Annotated in this window: 1 protein-coding gene and 1 pseudogene; both read right to left on the bottom strand. The window is 35.8% G+C overall.

Annotated elements, in window-relative coordinates; translation table 11 throughout:
- Positions 1-371: 50S ribosomal protein L9 (rplI, locus tag ACFIO3_RS15265; protein ID WP_375704802.1), on the bottom strand; the 371-nt coding region annotated here is incomplete at its 3' end.
- A 25-nt stretch (positions 372-396) separates the two neighbouring features.
- Positions 397-576: pseudogene (locus ACFIO3_RS15260) on the bottom strand (hypothetical protein); the annotation flags it as partial.

The raw sequence follows: 576 nt of genomic DNA, 5'->3' as shown, positions 1-576 counted from the left end.
CCGATCATTTTTATTGGATGATTAAGTTCGATTTGATTTCTTCCAATAGAAAAGCCTTCATCTGTTATGATTTCAGCAATATCACGTGTTGACACAGAACCATAAAGTTGTCCCGTTTCACCAGCAGAACGAACAACAATGAATGATTGTCCATCAAGTTTTTCAGCAATTTTTTGCGCTTCGCTTTTGCGTTCAAGATTACGTGCTTCAAGTTGTGCACGTTGTACCTCAAAATGTTTTTTATTAGCTTCATTTGCGCGTAAAGCTTTACCTTGAGGCAAGAGAAAATTACGCGCATAACCATCTTTAACTGAGACAATATCACCCATCTGACCAAGACGAGGAATGCGCTCAAGTAAAATAATATCCATAGTTTTTCCTTTCGAACAAATAAATTTAGTGGAGTTTTTTGCGTGATTGAAAATTGTATTGAATAGCAGCCCAAATTCCCATCAAAAGCATCATGAAAACAATAGGTGGAGTAAAAACGACTGTTAAAATAGCAATATAAACAAGAGAAAGTATAATAATCCGACCGTTTACCCCTTTTGTAATATTGTGAAGATATGCTAGACC

The organism is Bartonella sp. AD328YNZD, assembly GCF_042196425.1.
The sequence above is the reverse complement of the archived record's forward strand: the minus strand, read 5'-3'. Positions and strand labels throughout refer to the sequence as shown.